At 67.1% G+C, this 1,400-nt stretch carries 2 protein-coding genes; both read left to right on the forward strand.

Annotated features, from left to right (window positions below; genetic code table 11):
• Nucleotides 1–111 precede the first annotated feature (111 nt).
• Complete coding sequence (locus H7I57_RS00125; RefSeq protein ID WP_264021177.1) at nt 112–747, forward strand: FtsK/SpoIIIE domain-containing protein; 636 nt, start codon at nt 112–114, stop codon at nt 745–747.
• 248 nt (nt 748–995) lie between these two features.
• Complete coding sequence (locus tag H7I57_RS00130) at nt 996–1,262, forward strand: hypothetical protein (RefSeq protein WP_264021178.1); 267 nt, start codon at nt 996–998, stop codon at nt 1,260–1,262.
• Nucleotides 1,263–1,400 lie beyond the last annotated feature (138 nt).

Here is a 1,400-nt window from a genome sequence, read left to right on the forward strand (position 1 = left end):
CGACATCCACTTTCAGCAGATCTCGCGGGAATCGGTGCGGATCAGCACCGCCCGCGACACCGTCGAGGTCGCCATCGTGGCTTTCAACCAGGAACAGGCCTGGCTTGGCCTATGAGCGCTGCGCAGACACATTCTCCGGCCTGGCCGGGTAGGCGTCTTCTGGACGCCCTGGGCGTCACTGAGCTCGACACGTTCGACCCGCGCGCGGGGTGGCGACGCCGCGCCGACGATGACGTGCTGGCGATCCCGGTCGGTGCGCCAGTGGACGCGCCCGACTCGGTGGTGTCGATTGAGCTCGGCGATCACGCCAACGTCGCGCTCTGCGTGGGCATCGCTGGGAAAACCACAGCGCTGCAGTCGCTTGCGCTGAGCGTGTGCACCTTGTATCCGCCGACCCGCGTGCAGCTCGCGATCGCCGACACACAGAACGGCATCACCAGCGCAAACGCCACTACCGGCCCTCCTCCTCACGTTGTCGCCCACTGCGCGGGCTACCGGCGCGCAGCCGACCCTCCGGCGGACTGGGACACCTGGTGCGCCCAGGTCGAGGCCGCGCTGAATGAGCGCACAGGCCAGTCCCAGCCCGAGCTGCTCGTCGTCGTCGATGCCGTCGACGAGCTGCTGGGGTCGCACCCACAAGTGGCGGGCACGCTGCAGCGCATCGCCGACGAAGGCCGCGACAAGCGTCGACGTTCGCGGTTGGCGCCCGGGTGGGTCGGCCCGTTGAGGCAACCAGCGACGTCGTGATTGCGCTGAGGACCGCGACAGCACAAACGTCCATGGATGCCCTCGGTGGACCCCAGGCGTGGCAGCTGCCGATGTCCCCTCTGGGTCTTGGCTATGTCCGATCATCTGACGGTGCGATCACCGGACCCGTACGGCTGTTCACCGCTGCCGATGTGGCGCCCACACTGTCGTCTCGACTCATGACGAACTGATGTGCGTTCGGCATTTTGTGCCTGTCAGGCACCTCGGTCGGCCGTAGCCTTATATCCATGCCCGATGAGCAGCTCGCCGCGCCGCTGTGTTTGGAGTCGTTTCGCCGCCGCAAAGTGGCGGCGCCGATCAATAGCGAGCACGCTCAGTTCACGATCGCTGATGTCGCCGCCGCGTGCGGTCTTCCACAACCTGTTGTGGCGCAACTAGTTCCGCGCACCTGGACCGATGCGGGCTGGATGTACACCGCCGACCAACTGCAGTTCGCAGTGCAGATCGGGCCTGAGGTGCGCGCCGGGGAGTACGTCTCGCCGCGGCAGGACTAACCAGCACCCGAAAATAGTGCACGGAGCACCCCTGCGGCGGCCCTACTGTTCCAACTATGAGTGCGACACCGGCCGCCTCCGGCGGCTATCGGCCACCGGTGACCCCGTTCGCCGGCTGGGTCCACGACGACCGCGGCC

Source organism: Mycolicibacterium pyrenivorans (assembly GCF_025821625.1).
Taxonomy (GTDB): domain Bacteria; phylum Actinomycetota; class Actinomycetes; order Mycobacteriales; family Mycobacteriaceae; genus Mycobacterium; species Mycobacterium pyrenivorans.

Coding starts and splice junctions, on each gene's coding strand:
- H7I57_RS00125 (WP_264021177.1), top strand. CDS start 112: ATGAGCGCTGCGCAGACACATTCTCCGGCCTGGCCGGGTAGGCGTCTT.
- H7I57_RS00130 (WP_264021178.1), top strand. CDS start 996: ATGCCCGATGAGCAGCTCGCCGCGCCGCTGTGTTTGGAGTCGTTTCGC.